Source organism: Photobacterium sp. OFAV2-7, assembly GCF_022347985.1.
Classification (GTDB): Bacteria; Pseudomonadota; Gammaproteobacteria; order Enterobacterales; family Vibrionaceae; genus Photobacterium.
Map to the genome: position 1 here is coordinate 1 of NZ_JAKRFQ010000623.1, position 3203 is coordinate 3203.

The following is a 3203-nucleotide window of genomic DNA, read 5'->3' on the forward strand; positions in this document are numbered from 1 at the left end:
GGATTAAAACTACGTACAGAGTATCTCTATGATACCAACGGTATCTGGAAAATAACCAAGATCCCACCAGTACTTAACTTTAAACATAACTTCGGTTCATTGCGTCGACAGGTTGAGCTTACTCCTTCGAAGAAGCTCATCATCACAACTGATGTAGAGATCCCCGAACAAAGAATCGAGCAGAGCCAACTAGAAAAATTTAACCGTTTCCTAGATTTGCTCAAACAAGAGTCGATGATGCGCTTTAACGGAAAACTGGTGAAAGCGCCTTCTGAGAAAAATACGCTGCAATGAATATTGTACCCAATAACCTGAAACGGCTTATTGCGACAACAAACCGCAATAAGCCCATTACCTTCTAGAGCATATCTTCAGTTGCAACGACGACACGGTTCTTACCCTGATCTTTAGCATGGTACAGCGCTTTATCAGCCGCTGTTAGCAGCTGTTCGACACTGGTTATATCGAAGGACAGATATGAGGCGCCCATACTGACAGAGAAGCCGACAGAGGTGTTCTCGGCTGTTACTCGCAGCCTGGAGACGTTATTACAAATACGCTCGGCAATTCTGACCGCTTGCTGGATATCGGTACTCGGCAACACCAGTACAAACTCCTCACCTCCCCAGCGGCCAATGAAATCACTTTTGCGGATACTTTGCTTGCAACTATCAGCAAATAGCCTCAGTACTTCATCACCGACATGGTGGCCATATTGATCGTTAATAGACTTAAAGTTATCAAAGTCAATCAGCACACAGCACAAAGAATTATCAAGCATCCGATCATGGGCAAATTGTTTTTCCAGAAGCTCCATCACGGCACGACGGTTAAGCAGGTTAGTCAGCCCATCATAGTTGGCTCTGTGCTCAAGCCGCTCACGCAGCAACTGTTGCTCGGTAATATCCATCGCCGTTACCTGTACCACCTGTTCGCCATTCCATTGAATTGGCCTCGACAGGAGGCTAAGCCATACCGTTGACCCATCACAACGAATACTCTGCGCCTCGGTTTTAATCGACTGCTTTTCACCAATTAGAAGCTTGTGGTTGTCTTTATGAGCCTGGAGGTGATGGCTCTTAGCAATTAACGGCAATATCGACGGTTGAGCCATTAATGCCTGTTCATCATCAAAGCCCAGCATCTGGGCATAGGCCAAATTGCAAAATAACGGCTTGAAGTTCTTATGAACAAGGATGCCTTGAATCGAGCCATCGACCAACGCGCGGTAACGCTCTTCACTGGCCTGTAACTGACGCTGAATTTCCACCTGCGGACTCAGATCAATCAGGGTCACTTGCATAGCGGGTTGCCCATGCCATTCAATGACATGGTCTACCGTCAGAACAATGATCTCATTGCCTTCATTATCGACATTCTTATAGGTACGCACACCCGGCTTGCTCTCTCCAGTCATCGTCGCCTCATAGGCCAGAATGGCATTGTGCTGTTCATGAGGGACGATGAGATCCAGCAAGCTCGGTAAAGCGAGGATATCCTGACTACATTCATAGCCGAAATAACGGGCATAATTATCGTCCGCATAAAGCGGCTTAAATCCCCGGTGAATAACAACACCATAGTGGGATTCAATGAATAATTGTTCGTTTAAGGCATCATTAGGACTCACAGGCACATCGCTTATTAGTGTGTTCAAGAATGTAGGAATAAACCAAGGAAAGAAGACAGGTAATAGACTTTTTACTCTAACTCAGTAACAAAAATTAACACTTTCACGTGCTAGCTATATCATTCTCTATTATTGCCGTCGAATACTGAATACAAAACATCCAATATCGCTCCATAAAACGGATTCTAGCCTTATCCCCTATTAGCATCAATCTGCCATCAAAATACCTTAATGTTGAAGTTATTAAGTTGATCCCAAGCACACAAATTGGAACCGGCATCACAAATATTCAGCCACATAAAAGCAATCGTTTGCATGTATCGCTCAACATTGTTAGCCAATGAAAGTCACGTTATTGACAAGAAAGAAGAATAGCCGTTCGAAAGCAGATATGGCGGTGATAGTATGCAAGCCGTACTTCTGCCAACGGAAAAACGATAGTGATCGATAAAATTAGTATTCACCCAGACTATTATCCCGCAAATTTTCGTCAAGAACTCCAAGCAAACTTAGACTATTTTCTCGACGGTGTCGGTGTCTCGGAATCAGTACAAGTTCCTTTTGACCATATCGAGATAAGATCTGGAGAGATATCCTACGCGGATTATGCCAACATCACGGCAGTTGGACTTTACCTCAACCTGCTCGTCGAAATGCAGCGAGCTGGTAATGTCACTGCTCTAGATAGATTGGAGACGGTCATAGAACGACTGGAGAACGCACCTCGATGGCACGGCCTGTTTCACTGGCTCTATACACTGGACGGGGACAGCTTATCAACACCTCTTCATGGAATAGTTTCAGCAGTAGACAATGGTAACGTGGCATTTTCATTGGCAGCGGTTTGCGGAGCTTACCAAGACAGCACAGATCCGCGTCTTCAGAAGCTCGTTTTACGAGTAGAACGATTACTGGAAGATCAAATAGCAGGCTGGAGCCGTCTTTACGATGAACAAAAAGGGTTACTAAGAGCAGGCCGGAACACCTCGAGCAACGAGTTTTTGACTTACCATATCGATCGCAAGGCAAACGAAAGCCGACTGGCAGCCATCATGGCCGTATTGCTTACCAGAGAAACCGCTTCTGCCATTCCGGCTAAAGCTTTTACCGACATGGAACTTGTGACAGGGACATACAACAATAGTGGCGGAACACTCGAGCCTATTCTGGCCTGGGACGGATCTTACTTTCAGCCCCTACTGCCCGCCCTGTGGCTTGATGAAAGTCAGCTGATCCCTGACTACCGGATGTTTAGAGACTTTACCGAAGTTCACAAACAATTTGCTGACAGCAATCAGATCCCTTTTCTTTCCGCCGCCTCCACCGTCACTAACGACTATGCAGCCTTTGGTTTAAACGCAGTGTCGGAAAGCTATTGTCGCTACGGCAACCCGATAAAACAGTCTCCGACAGGCTCGCCGCATACCCTTGCGCTGTACAGACTGATCGATCCGATTGATGCCATAGATCGCTTACTGGTGCTCAAGGACAAATACCCGGAAATAGAAACCCATGCAGGGTGGCGAGATGCAGTGAATGCCGAAGGAGAGATGGCTGATAAGATCATCGGCCT

Annotated in this window: 2 protein-coding genes and 1 pseudogene; 2 read left to right on the forward strand and 1 reads right to left on the reverse strand. The window is 46.1% G+C overall.

Going from position 1 to position 3203, the window contains the following annotated elements:
- Positions 1–294, forward strand: a pseudogene (locus MHN01_RS21930) (hypothetical protein); the annotation flags it as partial.
- A gap of 64 nt (positions 295–358) precedes the next feature.
- On the opposite strand, the gene MHN01_RS21935 reads toward MHN01_RS21930, so the two are convergent.
- On the reverse strand, positions 359–1630 hold the full coding sequence (locus MHN01_RS21935) for a sensor domain-containing diguanylate cyclase (protein WP_239413432.1): 1272 nt from the start codon (positions 1628–1630) through the stop codon (positions 359–361).
- 653 nt (positions 1631–2283) lie between these two features.
- Between MHN01_RS21935 and MHN01_RS21940 the strand changes: the two genes are divergently transcribed.
- On the forward strand, positions 2284–3203 hold a 920-nt coding region (locus MHN01_RS21940; protein WP_239413433.1), incomplete at its 3' end, for a hypothetical protein.